Below are 342 nucleotides of genomic sequence, written 5' to 3'. Positions count from 1 at the left end.
GCCACCTGTGCTCCGGCCAGGTACAGCTCCCCCGCCATGCCCGGCGGCACCGGCCGCAGGGCGTCGTCGAGCACGTAGGCCCGCAGGTTGCGGCCGGGGCGGCCGACGACCGGGCGCTCGGGGCGATCCGCGCACCGGCCGTAGAGGGCGTCGACGGTGCACTCGGTGGGCCCGTAGACGTTGTAGGCGGTGACGCCGAGATCCTGCTGCGCCGCGCACAGCTCCTGCCAGGCGGCGGGCGAGATCGCCTCGCCGCCGACCAGCAGCAGGCCCGGGTGGTGGCGGCCCGCTGCGAACAGCCCGGCGGCGGTGAGTTCCCGCAGGTAGGAGGGGGTGACGTTG

The 342-nt window shown here is 76.0% G+C and carries 1 protein-coding gene; it reads right to left on the bottom strand.

What is annotated here, in order from left to right; all coding sequences use genetic code 11:
* Positions 1-342: AMP-binding protein (locus C7C46_RS33690; RefSeq protein WP_146259348.1), on the bottom strand; the 342-nt coding region annotated here is incomplete at both ends.

It is taken from the genome of Streptomyces tateyamensis (assembly GCF_003205575.1).
Classification (GTDB): domain Bacteria; phylum Actinomycetota; class Actinomycetes; order Streptomycetales; family Streptomycetaceae; genus Kitasatospora; species Kitasatospora tateyamensis.
The sequence above is the reverse complement of the archived record's forward strand: the minus strand, read 5'-3'. Positions and strand labels throughout refer to the sequence as shown.